Source organism: Methylobacter sp. BlB1, assembly GCF_015476545.1.
Taxonomy (GTDB): Bacteria; Pseudomonadota; Gammaproteobacteria; order Methylococcales; family Methylomonadaceae; genus Methylobacter.
The window spans coordinates 50,269-69,722 of the sequence record NZ_JADMKV010000020.1; the positions used below are offsets into that span (position 1 = coordinate 50,269).

17 protein-coding genes are annotated in these 19,454 nt (G+C 51.4%); 10 read left to right on the forward strand and 7 right to left on the reverse strand.

Annotated features, from left to right (window positions below):
• Positions 1-3: 3 nt before the first annotated feature.
• The 4 genes from IT781_RS09890 to IT781_RS09905 all read right to left on the reverse strand — a co-directional run bounded on the left by IT781_RS09890 (position 4) and on the right by IT781_RS09905 (position 4,206).
• Positions 4-591: a HupE/UreJ family protein gene (locus tag IT781_RS09890; protein WP_194969992.1), complete on the reverse strand. Its 588-nt coding sequence runs from the start codon at positions 589-591 to the stop codon at positions 4-6.
• A 12-nt stretch (positions 592-603) separates the two neighbouring features.
• Positions 604-2,400 carry a nickel-dependent hydrogenase large subunit gene (locus tag IT781_RS09895; protein WP_194969993.1) on the reverse strand — a complete coding sequence of 599 codons (1,797 nt, stop codon included), beginning with the start codon at positions 2,398-2,400 and terminating at the stop codon, positions 604-606.
• Positions 2,397-3,476: a hydrogenase small subunit gene (locus IT781_RS09900; protein ID WP_194969994.1), complete on the reverse strand. Its 1,080-nt coding sequence runs from the start codon at positions 3,474-3,476 to the stop codon at positions 2,397-2,399. Before IT781_RS09900 ends, IT781_RS09895 begins: the two co-directional genes overlap by 4 nt.
• A 421-nt stretch (positions 3,477-3,897) precedes the next feature.
• Positions 3,898-4,206 (reverse strand): hypothetical protein, encoded by a 309-nt coding sequence (locus IT781_RS09905; protein ID WP_194969995.1) that lies wholly within the window; start codon positions 4,204-4,206, stop codon positions 3,898-3,900.
• Positions 4,207-4,542: 336 nt separating this feature from the next.
• Between IT781_RS09905 and IT781_RS09910 the strand changes: the two genes are divergently transcribed.
• The 4 genes from IT781_RS09910 (at position 4,543) to IT781_RS09925 (ending at position 8,376) form a co-directional block, all read left to right on the forward strand.
• Positions 4,543-5,712, forward strand: a complete 1,170-nt coding sequence (locus IT781_RS09910) for a J domain-containing protein (protein ID WP_194969996.1) — start codon at positions 4,543-4,545, stop codon at positions 5,710-5,712.
• 10 nt (positions 5,713-5,722) lie between these two features.
• The gene (locus IT781_RS09915) at positions 5,723-5,860 is read left to right on the forward strand and encodes a hypothetical protein (protein WP_194969997.1); all 138 of its coding nucleotides are present in this window, start codon (positions 5,723-5,725) and stop codon (positions 5,858-5,860) included.
• Between the two features lie 292 nt (positions 5,861-6,152).
• Positions 6,153-7,694: a multicopper oxidase domain-containing protein gene (locus IT781_RS09920; RefSeq protein WP_194969998.1), complete on the forward strand. Its 1,542-nt coding sequence runs from the start codon at positions 6,153-6,155 to the stop codon at positions 7,692-7,694.
• 1 nt (position 7,695) lies between these two features.
• Positions 7,696-8,376, forward strand: coding sequence for a cupredoxin domain-containing protein (locus IT781_RS09925; RefSeq protein WP_194969999.1), 681 nt, complete (start codon positions 7,696-7,698; stop codon positions 8,374-8,376).
• A 475-nt stretch (positions 8,377-8,851) separates the two neighbouring features.
• On the opposite strand, the gene IT781_RS09930 is transcribed toward IT781_RS09925, so the two are convergent.
• The 3 genes from IT781_RS09930 to IT781_RS09940 form a co-directional block, all read right to left on the reverse strand.
• Positions 8,852-9,259 carry a hypothetical protein gene (locus IT781_RS09930; RefSeq protein WP_194970010.1) on the reverse strand — a complete coding sequence of 136 codons (408 nt, stop codon included), beginning with the start codon at positions 9,257-9,259 and terminating at the stop codon, positions 8,852-8,854.
• A 368-nt stretch (positions 9,260-9,627) separates the two neighbouring features.
• Entirely contained in the window at positions 9,628-11,817 is a 2,190-nt protein-coding gene (locus IT781_RS09935) for an amylo-alpha-1,6-glucosidase (RefSeq protein ID WP_194970000.1), read from the reverse strand.
• 21 nt (positions 11,818-11,838) lie between these two features.
• On the reverse strand, positions 11,839-12,990 hold the full coding sequence (locus IT781_RS09940; RefSeq protein WP_194970001.1) for a glycosyltransferase family 4 protein: 1,152 nt from the start codon (positions 12,988-12,990) through the stop codon (positions 11,839-11,841).
• A 479-nt stretch (positions 12,991-13,469) separates the two neighbouring features.
• On the opposite strand from IT781_RS09940, the gene IT781_RS09945 reads away from it, so the two are divergent.
• From IT781_RS09945 to IT781_RS09970, 6 genes are all read left to right on the forward strand, one after another.
• On the forward strand, positions 13,470-13,784 hold the full coding sequence (locus IT781_RS09945) for a DUF167 family protein (protein ID WP_194970002.1): 315 nt from the start codon (positions 13,470-13,472) through the stop codon (positions 13,782-13,784).
• A gap of 297 nt (positions 13,785-14,081) precedes the next feature.
• Positions 14,082-15,671, forward strand: a complete 1,590-nt coding sequence (locus IT781_RS09950) for an alkaline phosphatase (protein WP_194970003.1) — start codon at positions 14,082-14,084, stop codon at positions 15,669-15,671.
• 92 nt (positions 15,672-15,763) lie between these two features.
• On the forward strand, positions 15,764-16,996 hold the full coding sequence (locus IT781_RS09955; protein WP_194970004.1) for a glycerophosphodiester phosphodiesterase: 1,233 nt from the start codon (positions 15,764-15,766) through the stop codon (positions 16,994-16,996).
• A gap of 222 nt (positions 16,997-17,218) precedes the next feature.
• Positions 17,219-17,869, forward strand: a complete 651-nt coding sequence (locus tag IT781_RS09960) for a glutathione S-transferase family protein (protein ID WP_194970005.1) — start codon at positions 17,219-17,221, stop codon at positions 17,867-17,869.
• A gap of 2 nt (positions 17,870-17,871) precedes the next feature.
• Positions 17,872-18,693 carry an arylamine N-acetyltransferase gene (locus tag IT781_RS09965; protein ID WP_194970006.1) on the forward strand — a complete coding sequence of 274 codons (822 nt, stop codon included), beginning with the start codon at positions 17,872-17,874 and terminating at the stop codon, positions 18,691-18,693.
• Positions 18,694-18,717: 24 nt separating this feature from the next.
• Entirely contained in the window at positions 18,718-19,302 is a 585-nt protein-coding gene (locus IT781_RS09970; RefSeq protein WP_194970007.1) for a transglutaminase family protein, read from the forward strand.
• The last annotated feature ends 152 nt before the right edge of the window (positions 19,303-19,454 follow it).

The window sequence follows — 19,454 nt, forward strand, 5'->3', positions numbered from 1 at the left end:
TCCTCATGCGAACAACAGCCAGGCACCGGTCAGGCCGGTCAGAGTCCCGTAAACGCGGAGCAAACCGGCCGCATTGGCGCGCCGGGCAAGCAAGCCCAACATCAGGCCGGAAAAGTGCAGGACCGCCGTGCCTGAGATGATTCCGGCAATATAGCTATACGCCGATGCGGCAGTCGGCATTTCACTGCCGTGTGCCAGTCCGTGCATGGCGGCAAAGACGGCAATCGAAAGCAGGATCAGCGTCTTGGGCAGTTTGCCCGTTCCGAAGCCGAGCGCTATGCCGACCGATAACAGCGACACCAGTATAGCCGTCTCGACATGGGCGAAGCTAAACCCGGCCAAACCGAGCAGCGCCCCGGCGGCCATGCCTGACAGAAACAGGCCGATTGTCTGCTTGGCAAGCAGGCGGGGCTGGCTGCTCGCCCATAATCCCAGGCCGAGCATCACCAGAAAATGGTCCAGGCCCAGAAACGGATGCTGGAAACCGTCGCTGAAACCCTCGGTCGGCAGCAGGCCGGTATGCGCCGATGAGGCCTGTGAAAATGCGGCCAGACCGGCCAGCGATAAGCATTGCAATTTGATTCTGTTCATAAATCGGATTCCTTAGCGAACTTTGACTTGGGTTAATTCGGCGCCGTCCGGGCTGATGATATGCGTGGAGCAGGCCAGGCAAGGATCGAAACTGTGCAGGGTGCGCAGGATTTCCACCGGTTCTTCGGGACGTTCCACTTTGGTATTCAGCAAGGCGGCTTCGAAAGCACCGATGTTGCCTTGGTCATCGCGCGGCGAACCGTTCCAGGTGGTCGGCACCACGCATTGATAATTGGCGATTTTGGTGTTTTCGATATGCAGCCAATGCCCCAGCGCACCGCGCGGCGCTTCGGTAAACCCGACGCCTTTGACGCTGCTCGGCCAGGTTTCCGGGTCCCAGCTCTCGACGTTGGCTGTGGCCAGATCGCCGGCTTTGATGTTGGCGATCATCTTGTCCATGAAATAGCGCATCTTGCCTGCCGCCCATTGTGCTTCCAGGCCGCGGGCCGCGGTTCTGCCCAGGGTCGAGAACAGGGCCGTGACTGGCACGTCCAGCGTTTTCAGGACGAAATTGATCTGCTCGGTGATTTCCTTGTTGCCTTGTGCATAGCCGATCACATAGCGGGCAAGGGGGCCGACTTCCATCGCATGGCCGCGCCAGCGCGGGGCCTTGATCCAGGAGTATTTGGCGGACTCGTCCAGTTCCTCGATGTGGGTGCGGCTGCCTTTGGTTTTCGGACCTACGCGGTAATTGGGTTCGGTAACGCCGTCCCACGGATGCAGGCCCAGCGATTCGTCCGGATATTTGTACCAGGAGTGCGGCACGAATTCTTTGATTTGTTCGGGATCGGTCAGATCCACTTCATGAACTTTGGTCAAGTCGCCGTTGATGATGGCGCCGCGCGGCATCAGCAGGTTGGCTGCCGAGTAATCGTTGGCGTTGTCGGGGATGTCGCCGTAAGACAGCAGGCTTTGCCCGGAAATGCCCCCGCCGTACAGCCAGCCTTTGTAGAACTGGGCGACGGCCAATAAATCGGGGATATAGACCTGATCGATAAAATCAATGGTGCGATCGATAATAGATGACACCAGATTCAGCCGCTCCATGTTGATCGCCCCGTTGGCGCCGACGCCGTCGATATTGATCGCGCACGGTACGCCGCCGACCAGCCAGTTCGGATGCGGGTCCTTGCCGCCGAATATGGTGCGGATTTTCATGATGTCTTTTTGAAAATCCAGGGCTTCCAGATAATGCGTCACCGCCATCAGGTCGGCTTCCGGCGGCAACAGATAGGCGGGGTTGGTCCAATAGCCGTTTTTGAACGGACCCAGCTGGCCGGATTCGACGAACTTCTTCAAGCGGTTTTGTGTGTCGCGGAAGTAGCCGGGCGAGGATTTGGGATTGTGCGGTGAAATCGATTGCTGCAGCGCAGATGTCGCGGCGGGATCGGCTTTCAGCGCGTTGACCGGATTGACCCAGTCCAGCGCATGCAGATGGTAGAAATGCACCAAGTGATCCTGCGTCTGCAGGCTTAATTGCATCAGGTTGCGTATCGAATTGGCGTTTTCCGGAATTTTGATCTTCAGGGCATCTTCGACCGCTCGCACCGAAGTCAGGGCGTGGGTGCCGGTGCAGACGCCGCAGATGCGCTGCACGAAGGCCCAGGCATCGCGCGGGTCGCGGCCTTTCAGGATCACTTCCAGGCCGCGCCACATGGTGCCGCTGGAGACGGCGTTGCGGATGATGTTGTCGTCGTCGATATTGACTTCGCAACGCATGTGGCCTTCGATGCGCGTGACCGGATCGACCACGACGCGGCGGCCGGCATCATTCAGATTGAAGCCGTTGGGTGTGTTTCTGACTGTCATTGTTGTTCAGCTCCTGATTGTTTGGCGCGTTTCAGTGCCGTTAGGCCGGCATGCGCGGCAATGCCGGCGCCGACTAAGGCCGCCGCGGTGCCGCCGACTGCGTCGGCGTTGGCTTCGATGCCGAATTGATTAATATCGGTGAGGCGCTCGTAGAAGCTGCCTTTGTCCCAGAAACCGTCCTCGGAACAGCCGATACAGCCGTGGCCGGCCTGAATCGGAAACGATACGCCTTCATTCCAGCGCATCGTCGAGCAGGCATTATAAGTGGTCGGTCCCTTGCAGCCCATTTTATACAGGCAGTGGCCCTGGCGAGCAGCTTCGTCGTCCCAGTGTTCGACGAACTGGCCGGCGTCGAAATGCGGCCTTCTATAGCATTTGTCGTGAATGCGCTGGCTGTAGAACATCTGCGGACGGCCTTGCTTGTCCAGGGTCGGCAGTTTGTCGAAGGTCAGCAGATAGGCGACCACGGCGGTCATCACCTCGGCGATCGGTGGGCAGCCGGGGACTTTGATAATCGGCTTGTCGGCCAGACCCGGTACTTTGTGCACCGGTGTCGCCCGGGTCGGATTGGGCTTGGCAGCCTGGACGCAACCCCATGATGCGCAGGAGCCCCAGGAGATGATGGCCTTGCAGCTTTCAGCCGCGTATTTGAGCTGTTCGACGAAGGGCTTGCCGCCGATGATGCAGTACATGCCGTCCTCGGCCAGCGGAGGATTGCCTTCCACTGCCAGGATGTAGTTGCCTTTGTATTTTTCGACGATCTCGTCAATGATGGCTTCGGCGTTATGTCCGGCCGCGGCCATAATGGTGTCGTCGTAATCCAGCGACAGCATCGACAAAATGACATCCTTGGCCAAAGGATGCCCGGAACGGATGAAGGATTCCGAGCAACAGGTACATTCCAGACCATGCAGCCACAGCACCGGAATGCGCGGCTTGGTCTCCATCGCATGCGCGATTTTGGGGGCGAAAGCGGGGGAAAGACCTAATGATGCAGCGGTTAAGCTGCAGAACTTGAGAAAACTGCGTCGCGTGATGCCTTGCCTGCGCATGACATCGTAAAAGGTTTCATTCATTCAGGAACTCCTGGCGTTATTATCCGGCTACTTGATGAACGCAAGACCCAGATGCTCCCGAACGTTCTTCAGTGCCTTTTTTATCAACGCAGTGATCGGCGACACTGCTCCGCATGGCCTTTGCAACATCCGTACCGGATTGATGCCAGCCTGATAAAACCTTATAAATATTAAGGTAAATGATGTCAAGATGCTTTGAAAAAAAATTAATCAGTGTCGGTTATGCGACAAATGCGACATAGGAACCGGACAATTGCAGGAAATGGGACACAAACCGGAAGAAGAGAGCGTATATAAGTCCGGATTCCATGCAATTTGAATCAGCTATAGAGGAATGGATCAGGATGACGTAAAGCGCGCGAAGCTGCAGGTCGGGTTAGTGCATAAAAGTGTGGTATAACCCGACAAAGATGCTTTTAATTTACTCGGCCATTGTTGCTGCCAGACGATTCTCCAGTTCGGCAGCAACCAGGGTATCGTAATGGCGCCGCAAGACGGAATCGCTAGGGCGCGGCCCGAAGGAAGCCTCGATTTCACTTATCAGATGAGTCAGAAGACGATTTGATTCCTCGAGGATTCTCAACTCATAATCGGCCGTCCATTCCACTTGATTGGCGGCTGTGGATTGTTGGGAGGATTTCGAAAAATACGCCATGCTGTAACCTAACGGAAAAAAAGCGCATGTCGCCATTACAAACATGACGATAACAAGCAGAATGACTTCGAACATATCAATACCTCGCTACTATTGGAAATGGTCCGGGCACACACATCGGATGGAGATCGGTAACCCGGCAATTCTCTATTTAGCAATTAAGATGCCATGCTGTTTTTTATCGTTAATACTGATTTTTATTATGAATTTAGGGCTGTGATGTGCAAGGACTGGTGGGATTTTGAATAATTTGTCAGCAATCCTTCAATACGGCAACTGGAACCTGGCCGGCATCTGAAAAATCCAATTGCAGGCCTGATATATTAAGAGAAGGATCAGTCAAATTATTTTGGTAAAATAATACTCATAAATGCTACCAGCTTTTGTCCGCTCAATCAGAAGATTTAAACCATGACTCAATCCAAACGCAAAATCGTCCGAATTGCCTCAAAAGCCGATGGAAAAACAACCTTATCCGCAGCCCAAAAACAATTCAATAGCCTGACTAAAAAAATTGACCGTCAAAAAAAGCTGTTGCTCGAGTGGAAAGAAGCCATTCCTTTGTATCATCAAATAGTTGAGCAGGAATACGACCCTGCTGTAGAGATCTTGTATAACCAGAAATTTGAGTGGGCCAAGTTATTGGATCAGTCTTACGACAAGCCACTATTCAAAAAAACCGACAAATTGAAAATTAGGCATCTTATTTGCGAGGCATGCGAGCAATTAATTCCCGAGTTGAACAGCGATGAAGTGAAAGCCTTGTTCAACAAATATAGCGATGAAGATTACGATACCATCAACCAGGAGGCTGAAGCCGCTGTCGGCGAACTCATGAAAAGCATCGCGGAAGGCATGTTTAATGTGGATTTGGGTGATGACGTCGATGTAAGTTCGCCGGAAAAGTTGCACGCCCACTTACAGGAAAAGCTGCAAGCGCAGGCAGAAGCTCAAATAAAAGAACAATCGGACGTTCCCGTTAAACAGCGTAAAAAAACCAAAAAACAATTGGAAAAAGAAGCACGCCAACGAGAGGAAGAGGCGCTGGCAAGCAAGTCGGTCCAGGAGGTTTACCGTAAATTAGTCGCCACACTACATCCCGACCGCGAGCCGGATGAACAGGAGCGTGCTCGCAAAACAGAATTAATGCAACGCGTCAATACCGCTTACGGCAAAAAAGACTTATTGCAACTACTGGAATTGCAATTGGAAATTGAGCAGATCGATCCCGCGCATTTGAGCCAAATGGCTGACAGTCGCCTGAAACATTTCAATAAGATATTGAAAGAGCAGCTGTCTGAGCTGGATCAGGAAATTCATCAAATTGAAGAGCTATTTAAGTTGCAATCAAATCTGCCTTTCTATGCGTATCTAACTCCCAGGCAATTGATTACATCGCTGAAACATGATCTGAAGTCAGTTCAGACAGATATAGACTCCATTCAGAAAGAGCTTGAGACTTTTCAAAATCCTGCTGAACTTAAAGCATGGCTAAAAAGCTATAAAATTCCCAAAAAATCAGTTCCGGATGATTTTGATGATTTATTTTTTGGCGGCATGATGCCGTTCGATTTTAGGTAAACCTGGCCTCATGGCTGAGAATCGGGACGAAGCCACGCAGGCAGAAACCCTCGAAACAGTTATTGCTATTCCTCAACTTGGCTATTTCATCAAGAAAAACATGGAGTATATGAAACCTTTTAAATTCATGATTTTGCAAAATAAGTGATAATGCCGGTTTTTTCATGGACGTTGCGGTTTCATGAAAGTCACGGCTGAGGCTGCCCGGATGAGGCGTTTGCTTTAATATTATGATGAACTAATGCTTCCTAGTCGGGAAATTTTCGGTATAGTGGCGCGTTTAGTTATGAATCTTGCTGTACAGTTGTCTAAAAATGCAGAATAAATACTTACGTTTATTAAGTCTTCTCCTGATAGTTCTCCTGATTCCCCTGGCATATTGGTTAAGACCCGGCAAGTTCGAAGAAGCCGATCTCAATCCGCCGCCCACGCGGCCCAAAATGACCTCTAAGTCGCTCGGCTTTGAAAAGCCCTGCAAGGACGAGCATCCCGAATGGCGCCAGGCCCAGACTATCGACGGCGTCGAGATTGCCGAATCGCTAGCGTGCAATCCCGATAATCCCTATGATATTGCCGCTTTCGTCAAAGGCGTCAATAACGTTTCGATGCCTACCCTGATGAGCACGCATCTGTCCGAAGACGCGCTGACCAAAACAGACGACCTGGACGGCGACGGCGACCCCGATGTGATCCGCATCAAGCTGGAAGTCATCGAGCTTAACGGCAGATCGCCCGACGGCGATTTCCTGATCCCCAGCTATGATGTGTTGCCGGGCGTGCAGCCGGGGCTGTGGGTGTTCGCACCCAAGACCAGCGATATGGCCGTGAAGAATTACGGCTCCAACCAGGCCAATTATTTCCTGCGCGCGCCGTCGCCGGTGATCCGCGTCGAGCAGGGCGATCAGGTCTATATCACATTGGAAAACACGCATTATTTTCCACACACGATTCATTTTCACGGCGTCGATCACCCCTGGAAAACAGCGGACGGCGGTGAAAATGACGGCGATGCGCACGGCGGCGCTATGGCCGTTTTTCCGGGCGACAGCCATACTTACGAAATGAAGCCGCGGACGACCGGCACCATGCTTTATCACTGTCATGTACAGACCGACAAACACGTCATGATGGGCATGGCCGGCATGTTCATCGTAGAGGAAAACCGCCCGAACAACTGGGTGCAGACCTTCAATATCGGCGGAGGGCATGTGCGGCATCCGTCAGTCGGCGTCAAGGAGGAATACAGCCAGGAATATGATCTGCATTATCAATCCGTCGACAAGCGGCTGGCGAAAATCATTCAGGAAGCCAACGATCCGCGTCTGATCGAGAAAAAAATGAACCGCGAATACAACATGACCGAATCGCATGAAAACTATTTCTTGCTAAACGGTCATGCCTTCCCGTATACGTTGCGCGACGACCTGATCGTTACGGGATCCAATGAAAAGATCAAATTGCGCGTGGCCAACGCCCAGAATTCGGCCATGGCGCTGCATTTCCACGGCCATAAGGCCACGGTCACGCATTATGATGGCATCAAGCAGCCTGAGTCCGCGCAAGTCATTCGCGATGTGGTCGATCTTGCTTCTGCACAACGCGTGGACATCAAGCTGGACACGACCAATGATGGTCTCCATAACGATGGCGAGGGCGTCTGGATGTTCCACGATCATGTCGAGACCGGCGCGACCAATGACGGTGTGGAGCCGGGGGGCAATATCTCTCTGGTCGTGTACCGCGATTTTATCGATGAGCACGGCATGCCGAAACTGCACGAGGGTGCGTTTGATGAGTTCTTTACCAGTTCTTACTACGCGCGCGAAAAACCCATGTGGGCTACAGACGAATTTGCGCAGTTGCTGGGCGAAGCAGGGCCTCTGGCCCCGAATTACCTGAAAATCATAGCCTTCGGTTTGACGGTCGGACTGCTGTTCGCACTGGTGTTCTATCTCGTGCGCAGCTTTAAAATGGAGCGGTAAAATGAATTTCGTTAAGCATCTTATTTTGTTAATGGCCATGGCCGGCGTTCAGTCTGCTGTGGCGGCCATGAACCATAACGGCATGATGATGGACGAAACCGGCATGATCATGAACAGCAATACCGACAATGTGCCGCGCGACTGTAAAAAAATCGCCGGCGACGTCAACATTACGGTTCGTGCCGGTCATAAACAGGCCAAAAAATTCAATGGCATCATGTACGCGTTTGACCAGCAGCAATGGGAGGTTCCGCCCTGTTCGCGTATTAACGTCACGTTTATCAACGAGGACAAGATCCGGCATCAGTTCATGATCCACGATCTGCCGGGCTATATTTACCCGCAAGGCATGTTCACGATGGAAATCTACGGGCCGGGCCAAAAGACAGCCTCTATTATCGTGCCCAGCCAGCGTAAAACCTATCTGGTGCACTGCGAAGTGCCTCAGCACATGGAAAAAGGCATGAAGGCCCAGCTGAAAGTGGACGGCGGCGACGGCGATCTGCCCAGTATTCCGGGCATATCGGCGGCCGTAAATGCGGATTCTTATTGGGTAGACTGGGACAAAAGCGCTTGGGGAGTTTTATTGGTTTCATTTTTTGCCGGGGCGGCAGTGCTTTTATTGTTGAACAGGATTAAGCGTAACCCTGCGCGGGAGATTGAAGAAGAAACCGGAAGTTAAGAAAAAGAAAGACCACCAGAAATTGTGGGGGGTTGGTGGGAGGTGGTCTTTTTAAAGTAGAGACAAAATTGTCGAGAAGCATGGGAGCTATTGCTAATCGACGGGATTCATACTAACAAACGGCCCATGAGATGTTTATTCGTACAAATACCTATGCAGAGCAATTGCTTGATCCTGCTTCATCAGGCTGGTGCTAAAATATCTAAAAAATTCATATAGTTATGGGTAAATATTGCCTGGTGTGCCTCAACTCAATGGCGATTTCTATGCTTCCGGCATGACTTCAAACTGGCGCAGGCACTGAGCGAGCGCGGATTATCCTTTTAGGACTTATGCAAGCCTGTGTGGGAGGCGACTGCCAACAGTAGGCGCTCTAGGCGAAGTCGCCCCCCACATTTTTAAAACGGCTTTTTTCATTTTTAGATCATCCAACTTTCTACCGGCAGCAGAAGAGCAGAATGCCTAAGCCCAGCTTTTAATAAGGATAATCATAAATAGATAAATCAGGATAAAAGCGAGGAATCCACGGCTGGAGTTTGAAGATTTCAATGTCGTTCTGAACTTCCAGCGCTTGTGCCGTCCGTTGGGCGGCGTTGGCTTGCCGCAAGGCGGCGACCACTTTGGCCTCTTCAATCCGGAAGGCGCGCTCCCTGTCCCAGGCTTCGGTCATGGTCTCATCCTCCATCCGGATTTCCTCTTTTTTTATGGCCCAGCGGTGCTGTGCGGCAAGCTGTCTTTGTTTGGGAATGTCGTAGATCACCATCGGCCGAACGGAGGGTTTATGAGGGCAGGGATCTTGCTGGTATTTGCCAGGGGCGCACTTGTAAACCTGGGCGTAAGCGGAAGTTGATAGCAAGGCGAGCAGTAATAAAAATACTTTCATTTCATCCTCCTTTGCAGGTGGTGCTTTGAGTATTTATGCAACTGACATTGCACAGTCAATAGTGACTGTAGGGTCGAATTCACTCGACCCGGGAAGCCCGCCAGGGTTTATGACAGGCTGACGAAAATGGCACGCAATCGCTTGCAGGGCATGAATGCATAATCCATCCGATTCATGGTTTCCATGCTCCAAGTGGGTATTTCAAGATGCATTTTCATGCAGAGCGCGGGAGCGATAGATTCAGTCTCTATGATTGAATTTTTTAAGAGTTGTTCAATTTCTACCGCTTCCTGCCTGCCATGAAATGCCGGCCATGCGAAATACCCGGAAAACTGAGCCATGATCAGCCGGAATTGGCCAGCCGTTGATCAAAGCACGGCAACCAGTCCAATATCGCCGTTGCGCCGTTCTACGCTCACCGCTATATCATTGCCATGCCGGCGAACAGTCAAGTCAATGGTGGCGGTGCCGTAGCGCAAATCCCGGATGCGCAGCCAATCAAGATAACTTGGAAGACGCGGGTGATGTAATCGAAGCCGCGGACGGGCGCCTTCAAAGCTAATGCCCAGCATGGCTTCGATCAGCATGAATATAGCACCGCTGGCCCAGGCCTGAGGCGCACAGGCGACCGGATAAAGTATCGGGCCCTGTCCCTGCATGCGGTTAAAGCCGCAAAACAGTTCCGGAAGTCTGTGTTGATCGAAAAAAATGGAGGCATTAAACAAGCCTTCGACATATTTTAAGGCTTCATCGACAAAACCATAGCGGACCATGCCGGCGGCGGCCAGCGCGGTGTCATGCGGCCAGACCGAGCCGTTATGATAGGACATGGGATTATAGCGTGCTTCGCCGGCGAAAATTGTTCTTAACCCCCAACCGTTAAAGGCATTTTCCCCGGTCAATTGCCGGACCAGCCGCTCGGCCCGTTCCGGTTTAATTATCCCGTTATAGAGCAAATGTCCCGGATTGGAACTGCGGACTGCGCAGGGCTTGCCCGTACCATCCAGTGCTATGGCATAGATGTCGAGATCATCGAGCCAGAAAGCCGCTTCAAAATCTTCCTGCAGGCGATCGGCTACGGTTCGCCAGTAGTGCGCCTTGTTTTCAAACTCAAAGCGCCCGGGAAGATTCGCATCAAGCTCCAGGCGGTCGGCAAGTTCCGCACCGCACTTTAACGCTTCCCAGGCATAACCCTGAACCTCGCACAGGGCTATTGGCGGTATGGCATCGCTGCCGTCACGATGAAATACTGAATCGTTTGAATCTTTCCAGCCTTGCTGGACCAGACCGCTGGCTACATGCTGGCGATAGCTGAGAAAACCATCTTGTTCCAGTTTTGTAGTGACCCACTTCAAGGCTCTTTCGATATTAGGCCAAAGCTCCCTGATGAATGCTATATCACCGGTACGCTGAAAGTAACGGCCGGCAAGCACAACGAACAAAGGCGTTGCATCCACGGTTCCGTAGTATCGTCGAAAGGGAACTTCATCCAGCGCGGGCATTTCGCCTTCACGCATTTCATGCAGAATTTTTCCCGGTTCGGCTTCTATCTTCGGATCGTCCAATTCGGTCTGTGTCGCAGCCAAAAAAGCCAAAACTCCGCGAGCTAATTCCGGCTGCACCCATAAGGTTTGCAGTGCGGTGATTAGCCCGTCGCGTCCGAAAGGAGTGGAAAACCAGGGGATTCCTGCATAGGGATAAGGGCCGTAAGTGGTTTCCGTGGTCAGGATCTGCAAGTCGGCCGCTGAACGGTTGAGCCATTCATTGAATTGCACGTTGTCGGACCAGACCGATGCGCGGGACGCCCGGTCGGCTTCAATTTCACGGTTCTTGGCTTCAATGGCCTTCGAATGATCGAGCAAATGAAAATGGGCGTCACCATTAACGCATGTGATCAGAGATTCCAGTTCATAACTGTCTCCCGGCGCCAGATCGATCCAGAATTTCGCTTTGTCGTTGACCAATTGATCGGGACGCCTGTTAAAACCGATACGTGTGCGGCGGATAACGCCGTCCAATCCTTCATAAGTCAAAATGACTGCGTTCTGTTCCAGGATCGGGTCTTTTTGCTTGCCGCGACGCGCCCGTTCCACGCCGCGCACTTCGAAAATATCGCTAAAATCGGCATCAAATTGATACTCCAGATAGAAGCGATGCCGTTGATCATGGTAGTTAACTATTTTCAGGTGCTCGCTGAGCGAACTCTCATGGGCGATCAATTCGCGATGTAGATGTAGACTGCCTTTAGGGAGCCAGAGCGCTTCATCACGAAACATATCCGGCGTAGTTTGGTCAACTACCAAGCGACTGTTGTCGAGCCGAACCATGGAATTGAGCAGCATCGGTTCTCGTTCGGCCAGTTTGATATGCCAGAATGACAGGTGACGGGTGCCGAGAAAATAAAATCCTTGTTCGCCGAAACCAACCCAGCTTATTTCGCCGTGACGGCTGAAAACGCCAAAGCTGTCGCCGGATTTAAGAACCTTGGTCCGATCGTCGGCGCGTGAAGAAGTGGCCGGAATATACCAGCTGTTATCTATTTGTACAGAACCTTCCATTGCATCCTCCGATAGCTATCGTTAAAGTTTGTCGGAAGTGCCGGTCGATGCAGTGGCTAGCCGTTGCTTCCAGGCATCGCTTGGCGATATTTTTCGATTTTTCCTCATATTTATAAGGTACGCGCCGGAATCCGAACGGGTATTTTCCTGCTGCACCATCAGTTTTTGATAAGCATTGACATAATTTTTGGCCATCCGCTCTGCCGAGAAGCGTTCTTCGAAATAGCTCCGGCAGACGCCGCGATCGATCTGGTCGATACGGGCTATAGCTGAGACGGCTTCTTCTTTGGATTCCACGACATAACCGGTCACACCGTTTATCATTACTTCAGGTACGGAACCACGCCGATAAGCGATGACAGGCGTGCCGCAGGCCATGGCTTCAATCATTACCAAGCCAAAAGGTTCCGGCCAGGCTATCGGAAATACGAGCGCCTTCGCGCCGCCCAGCAATTCATTTTTACCCCGTTCGTCCACTTCGCCGATAAATTCAATCAATGGATGATCGAGATGAGGGCGAATGCGGGTCTCAAAATACTCGCGATCCACGTCATCGATTTTTGCAGCCATTTTTAGCGGCATGCCTGCATTCAGGGCAATTTCGATAGCCTCTTCAGCGCCTTTTTCAGGCGACATGCGGCCAAGGAAGGCCAGATAATCGCCGGCATTGGCCTGGAAGTCGTATAATTCGACCGGAATACCGTTGTACACCGTGTCGGTCCAACGTGCCATGGGTAAAGGGTCGCGCTGATGATTGGCTATCGAAATTACCGGCATATCCAGGAATTCATTGAATAATGATTTAAGGTCGGGTAAATCGAGACGGCCATGCAGAGTTGTCACTTGCGGCGTTCGCATCTTCCGCCACAAAGGAAAATGAAAATAGTCGGTATGGAAGTGAATAAAGTCGAAGCTTTCGGCAACACTGCTTACTTGAGCTAACTGCAACATATGCCAGGCCATGGGATCGCGTTTTTCAGGCGCCAGACGCAAGGCTTTGGGGACAATAGCATGTAACTTGGCGCTGGTGCAGGAGTCGGCGCTGGCGAAGAGCGTGACTTCATGACCCTGTTGTACCAGGGCTTCGGTCAGATAGTGAACTACTCGTTCCGTTCCCCCATAGGTTTTCGGTGGAACACTTTCATGCAAGGGTGCGACTTGGGCAATTTTCATCTGTATAACCTCTTGATATATAATAAAAATTGTTTGGGTCCAGCAATGAATAGACAGGTCGGCTTTCTTTAGGCAGCAGTTTTTAAAGACACTGCATTTAAAAACGGGTTGGTATTGCAAACGGTGAAGGCCGGGTCTGCATAACATTAGTTAGTCTGAGGACAAGGGCCTCATGTTTCAAGTTTTTTTGGAATTACCTCCATAAAACGGATGATTTTTAGCCCAGTACTTTACTTGTGGAGCAGGCTGCTCGGGGCAGCAAACGAGGGTAAAAAACTGTCCGTATGTAGCATTAATCAGTAAAAAACCTGCGAGTCAGGCTCAAACTGATCAATTTTTCAAAATAAAAAATTTGATCAATAATTAATCCATATGATTCTAATATGCGCTAATTGTTCAATATCCGCCGGAGAATAGTGTTTTAACCTCTTGCTGGAGCTGCAATTGGCCGCATTTTTATAAATTTATCGGGAGCATAAATGTCATCATTTTGCCATTGGGAGGACGATACATTGGTACTGAATATCCTGGGCCGGCCGCGCGCCAAACGTACGGCAATCGGCAAGGTCATTGGCAAGCAATTGGAAATTCATGTTGCCGAAATGCCGGTGCGAGGCAGGGCTACGGCGCATCTGGTACAGTTTCTGGCTGAGGAGTTCCAAGTCAATATCAGTGCTATCGTGGTCGTGTTCGGTGTCTATAACGTCAATAAGCAACTGCGCATTACAGCGCCCAAGCGACTCCCTGCCGTTATTCCCCAACCGCCTGGGCATGATTTACTGCCTCGGCGGTAAAATTGCGCGTTTTGTTTACCAAAGTGGCCGCCTTTAATAATCAAGCAACTAAAATGATTTTTACATAAGGGCAACTCAAACTTGTAGAGGCGACTGCAGTCGCCCCTATAGGATTTAAAAACAGCTTTTTCCTCTTGGATTTCCTCTTCTATTTTCTCTTGATGGGTGAAGGACACGGAATGCCTGAGTCCTTATATTGGGTTAGCGTTATGCAATCAGCTGTGCCCTTTTAATCATTCTGTCATTAGCGCTACCTATAATCCGAGCCTCATCAATAGTAATAATGGAGCAATTTCTATGAAGAGGGTCGACAAAAATTCCTTTAAGAATCAGGAAAGATTAAGCATGACCGCTTTGCCGCTATTTCTGGCATTGGCTGCTTCAAACATGGCGGCAGCGGATGACGGTGTTCCATTGATGGAGCAGGGCATCCAGTTCGGTGATCTGGCGCCGGGACGAGCCATTGTATGGAGCCGGACCGATCGCCCGGCCCGAATGATGGTGGAGTACGCGCTCAATGAGCAATTCGACGATTCCCGGATTATCCGAGGACCTTATGCATTCGAAAGTACCGATTTTACCGCCCGTCAGGATTTGGTTGGCCTTCCTCAAGGCAGCGATGTTTTCGTCAAGGTCTGGTTCGAGGATCTGACCAATGCCCATGCCAAAAGCGAGCCGGTTGCAGGCCATTTCCATATGATCGGCGAACGCGACAATATCCGTTTTGTTTGGGGAGGAGATACATCGGGTCAAGGTTGGGGTATTAATGAACCCTTTGGCGGCATGAAAATCTATGAAGCCATGCGTCAGGTCGAGCCTCAGTTCTTCATTCAAAGCGGCGACAATATTTATTCCGATGGACCCATTCCGCCAAGCAGACCCGCCGAAGACGGCAAAATCTGGACCAATCTTGTTACTCCTGAAGTCAGCAAAGTCGCCGAAACGCTGGATGAGTTCCGCGGCCGCTATAAGTACAATCTGCTGGATGAAAATCTGCGGCGCTTCAATGCCGAAGTTCCGCAAGTCTGGCAGTGGGACGATCACGAAGTCGTCAACAACTGGTCCGACTCAAAAGATCTGAACAATGACGGCAGCTATACCGTCAAGGATGTGCCTTTGTTGCTTGCCCGCGCCACCAAGGCTTTTCATGAATATGCGCCCCTGCGTCCTCACGATGCCGAAGAGGCCAGCCGTATCTATAGAAAAATTTCTTACGGCAAACTGCTGGATGTATTTGTGCTGGATATGCGCACTTATCGCGGCCCTAATTCCACTAATCTGCAAACGCAGGAAAGCGCCGAAACGGCTTTTCTGGGCGAAACGCAACTTGCGTGGCTGAAGGAAGAACTGAAGAATTCCCGCGCAGTATGGAAAGTTATCTCCGCCGATATGCCCATCGGCCTCAACATCGGTGACGGCGTCGATACTCAGGGCAATGCGCTCTGGGAAGCTGTTGCCAATGGCGACAACGGGCCGGCGGCTGGCCGCGAACTGGAAATTGCCAGCCTGCTGAGCTTCGTCAAACATGAACACATCAATAATATCGTCTGGCTGACTGCCGACGTTCATTATGCGGCTGCCCACTTCTACGATCCCGGCAAAGCTCAAACCAGGGATTTTGCTCCGTTCTGGGAGTTTGTGGCCGGGCCGCTTAATGCCGGCTCCTTTGGCCCCAAAAGCACAGACGCCACCTTCGGCCCGCAAGTGGTATTCACCAAAGCGCCATCGGCCGGCCAAGTCAATCTTTCGCCCTTCGCCGGACTGCAATTCTTCGGCGAAGTCAACATTGATCGAAAGAGCCGTGCTTTGAGCGTCGATCTGAAAGATATCGAGGGTACGACCGTATTCAGCAAAACGCTGATCGCCGCAACATCGGACAAGGATTGATTTTTGGCTGCCGAGGTCATGTCAGGCATCGGCAGTTTTTTATCAATCTGTGCCAATAATCTCAAGCACTTTATCTCTAAAGGATTTGATTCATGTTAAATCAATTTCACAACCTAACTCTCTTAACGCTTGCGATACTTGCCGTCATGAGTTTGCAAAACTCTGCTGAAGCTACGCCTTTTGAGAATAAAGCGCCCATTGTAATCGGTCACCGGGGCGCATCCGGTTATCTGCCTGAACACACGCTGGAAGGCTACGCACTGGCGATCGAGATGGGCGCTGATTACATCGAACCCGATCTGGTCCTGACCAAAGACGGCCAGATGATAGCGCGTCACGAACCGATGATAGGCGCTACTACCGATGTGGCCTCTCATCCGGAATTCGCCAGCCGCAAGACCAGGCGCATGGTCGATGGCGTTGAATACAATGACTGGTTTGCCAGCGATTTTACTCTGGCCGAGATCAAAACCCTGCGCGCCATTCAGTCCCGTGCCGGTAGGGATCAGCAATACAATGGCCTTTACCCGATTCCAACTCTCGATGAAGTGATTGCCCTGATCAAACAAAAAAGTAGTGAGACAGGGCGCACCATCGTTATTTACCCTGAAATCAAGCACTCGACTTATCACGCGGAGCTAAAGGATGAGCACAATCGCAAACTGTTCGGTCCGCATTTTTTCGAAAAGAGGCTGCTGAATAAACTCCATGCCGCATACGGCAACAGCGCATGCGCGCCGATTTTCATCCAGTCTTTCGAAGTGAGCAATCTTATATACTTGAACTTTAAAACAAATATCAAACTGGTGCAGTTGATCGACGCGGATGATGTGAATGCCGATGGTTCAATATCGCTGGCAGCACCTTACCGGCAACCTTATGACTTCGTTGCCTTGGGCGATCTACGCACATTTGCCGATTTATTGACTGAAGAGGGGCTGGATTTCGTCAGAACTTACGCCGATGGTATCGGTCCATGGAAACCATACTTGGTAAAGACTGTGGATGACGGTATTGACCGCGATGGCGACGGCAAGCTAACCATCAATGACCGGCGCGTTGAAGGCAGCACAGGCGTGCTGGAAATGGCTCATGAAAAAGGCCTGCAGGTTCATACCTGGACTTTCCGCAATGACGCCGGTGGCTACGGCTTTACCGATCCCGAAGAAGAAATGACTTACTATTTTGATTTGGGCGTCGATGGTCTGTTCACGGATTTTCCGGATACGGGCATATCTGCTCGCGACGAATCAAAAAATGCCACAGGAGGCGACGCGTTTTTACAGAAAGATTGTAAACAGCGTAAATCTAAACATGGGCATTAATTGACAGGCTCTGTTGCGTTTACAAAGGATGAAGACACGGTTTCGGCAATTTGCGCCCGCAGCCGCAGCGTATGATCGCGAAGCATCCTGTTGGTGAAAAAACATGATTTTCATCGACGCTTGGTAGCCGTCGACTTATCATGTATGTTTAATACGGCGATAAATTGATCGTTTATAAGATAATAAAGCCTAATTCATAGCATCAAAAGGAGTTAAAGCATCATGAGCATGACTTTAGTTATCGGCAACAAAAATTATTCTTCCTGGTCCTTGCGTCCGTGGCTGTTTCTGAAACACCACGGCATCATCTTTGATGAAGTCAAAATATCATTGGCTCAGGCGGATTCCAAAAGCCGGATACTTGGCTTTTCCCCGTCTGGCAAGGTGCCGGTTCTGATCGATGGCGGACTCAAGGTCTGGGATTCGCTGGCTATTATGGAATATCTGGCCGATCGGTTCCCGGAAACCCAGGCTTGGCCTCAAGAGCAGGCGGAAAGGGCATTCGCGCGTTCGATTTCGGCGGAAATGCATGCCGGTTTCCCAGCCCTGCGCGCGCATTGCGGCATGAATTGCCGGCGTCCGCCGGCCGCCAAGAAGCTGCCCGAGGAAGTGCGCAATGATATCGAGCGCATCGGACAAATCTGGCAGCAATGCCGGAAACAGTATTGGGACAGAGGTCCCTGGCTGTTTGGCCAGTTCACGATTGCCGATGCCATGTTTGCGCCGATGGCTTTGCGCTTTCATTTATATCAATTGGATACCAACGCGGAAGCGCGCGGTTATGTCAATGCAGTGCTTGAGCATCCGGCGCTCAAGGAATGGGTTGAAGCCGGCATGCAGGAGCTGGAAGTGATCCCTGCCTATGAGGACTGACGATGCCATTTGACAAAGAACAATACCTGAGCCGCATAGGCATCAGCCAGCCCGAGGCCTCGGCAGAAGGGCTCGCCTGTTTGCAGTCGGCGCAGCTTCGGGCTATCGCGTTTGAAAATATCGATCCGCTGTTGGGAGTCACTCCGAGCCTGGATAAGGCTTCGGTTGTCCGCAAACTGATTTTTGGACGGCGAGGCGGTTATTGCTTCGAGTTGAACGGTCTATTCGGGCAGGCTCTGGGCGCTTTGGGCTTTCACTATACGCCTGTTCTGGCGCGTGTCCGCATGGGGCAGCCGGAAGGAGGACCTCGCACGCATCTGTGTTTTCTGGTCGAGACCGAAACCGGCGTTTGGCTGGCCGATGCCGGTTTCGGCGGCCCCGGCTTTTCGGTGCCCTTGCAATTGGAGATCGGACTGGAGCAAACGGTGGACGGAGAGATTTTCCGCATCAGGCAGGATAGCTTGTTCGATGAACGGGTGGTTGAAAAACACACGGCGGATGGTTGGTTCGCATTGTACGGCTTTGACCGGGCTTCCGTTCGATTTTGCGATCTGGAAGCAGGCAATGTGGTTTGTTCAAGCTGGAGCCAATCGCCGTTCCCGTTTCATCTGATGATGAACCGGTGCACGCCAGGTGGACGTATCAGCATTTTCGACACGAATTTTACCGAAACGCAATCCGGCCTATCAGAAACACGCATCATCGAGACGCCGGCAGAATTGGGCAGGATCATTGTTGACGAGTTCGGCATTGGGATAGAACCGGCGATGCTGGATGCCATTGCCGCGCGCTTGAACTTCCAACGCGATGACGAATTGGCGTGAAGAGAGGTTTAGCACAGCTTCGCTATGGAAAAATATCTACAATCGACCGAATACATTGACTGGAAACATCCGGCCATCGTCAACTTGGCTGCACAACTGGCGGATAACACAGATGCCGACCATGACACGGCCAAAAAATGCTTCGAGTGGGTAAGGGATAATATCCGTCATAGCTGGGACTACCGGTTAAACCCAGTAACCTGCAGGGCATCCGAAGTGCTTCAGCATAAAACAGGCTACTGCTACGCAAAAAGTCACTTGTTGGCTGCCTTATTGCGTGCCAATAGCATACCGGCCGGATTGTGCTATCAGCGTTTAAGCCTGGAAGGAAACGGCGCGCCTTACTGCCTGCATGGGCTTAATGCGGTTTATCTGCAGGACTACGGCTGGTATCGCATTGATGCCAGAGGCAATAAAGACGGCGTCAATGCCGAGTTTCACCCTCCGCAGGAACAGCTGGCATTTGCAGCCACAGAAAAACGGGAGCGGGACTTTCCGGAAATCTGGCCCGAGCCGTTGCCGTCAGTCATCAAAACCTTAACGGAAAATCATAGCTATCTTGATGTCTATCATAATCTTCCCGATGCGGAGATAACCCGCACGCTTTGAACTAAGTTTCTATAAAGGAACTGATGTTATGCATAGATGTTTTATCCCATTTGCCGCGCCGGACACCGGAGCTTTTAATCGCGGTAGGCTGGGTTGCTAAACCCAGCATTTCGGCCGCCCATGCCGGGTTTCCGCTAAAGCTCCAACCCAGC

Coding starts and splice junctions, on each gene's coding strand:
- IT781_RS09920 (WP_194969998.1), top strand. CDS start 6,153: ATGACCTCTAAGTCGCTCGGCTTTGAAAAGCCCTGCAAGGACGAGCAT.
- IT781_RS09895 (WP_194969993.1), bottom strand. CDS start 2,400: ATGACAGTCAGAAACACACCCAACGGCTTCAATCTGAATGATGCCGGC.
- IT781_RS09950 (WP_194970003.1), top strand. CDS start 14,082: ATGAAGAGGGTCGACAAAAATTCCTTTAAGAATCAGGAAAGATTAAGC.
- IT781_RS09900 (WP_194969994.1), bottom strand. CDS start 3,476: ATGAATGAAACCTTTTACGATGTCATGCGCAGGCAAGGCATCACGCGA.
- IT781_RS09905 (WP_194969995.1), bottom strand. CDS start 4,206: ATGTTCGAAGTCATTCTGCTTGTTATCGTCATGTTTGTAATGGCGACA.
- IT781_RS09965 (WP_194970006.1), top strand. CDS start 17,872: ATGCCATTTGACAAAGAACAATACCTGAGCCGCATAGGCATCAGCCAG.
- IT781_RS09910 (WP_194969996.1), top strand. CDS start 4,543: ATGACTCAATCCAAACGCAAAATCGTCCGAATTGCCTCAAAAGCCGAT.
- IT781_RS09930 (WP_194970010.1), bottom strand. CDS start 9,259: ATGAAAGTATTTTTATTACTGCTCGCCTTGCTATCAACTTCCGCTTAC.
- IT781_RS09960 (WP_194970005.1), top strand. CDS start 17,219: ATGAGCATGACTTTAGTTATCGGCAACAAAAATTATTCTTCCTGGTCC.
- IT781_RS09940 (WP_194970001.1), bottom strand. CDS start 12,990: ATGAAAATTGCCCAAGTCGCACCCTTGCATGAAAGTGTTCCACCGAAA.
- IT781_RS09925 (WP_194969999.1), top strand. CDS start 7,696: ATGAATTTCGTTAAGCATCTTATTTTGTTAATGGCCATGGCCGGCGTT.
- IT781_RS09890 (WP_194969992.1), bottom strand. CDS start 591: ATGAACAGAATCAAATTGCAATGCTTATCGCTGGCCGGTCTGGCCGCA.
- IT781_RS09955 (WP_194970004.1), top strand. CDS start 15,764: ATGTTAAATCAATTTCACAACCTAACTCTCTTAACGCTTGCGATACTT.
- IT781_RS09970 (WP_194970007.1), top strand. CDS start 18,718: ATGGAAAAATATCTACAATCGACCGAATACATTGACTGGAAACATCCG.
- IT781_RS09945 (WP_194970002.1), top strand. CDS start 13,470: ATGTCATCATTTTGCCATTGGGAGGACGATACATTGGTACTGAATATC.
- IT781_RS09935 (WP_194970000.1), bottom strand. CDS start 11,817: ATGGAAGGTTCTGTACAAATAGATAACAGCTGGTATATTCCGGCCACT.
- IT781_RS09915 (WP_194969997.1), top strand. CDS start 5,723: ATGGCTGAGAATCGGGACGAAGCCACGCAGGCAGAAACCCTCGAAACA.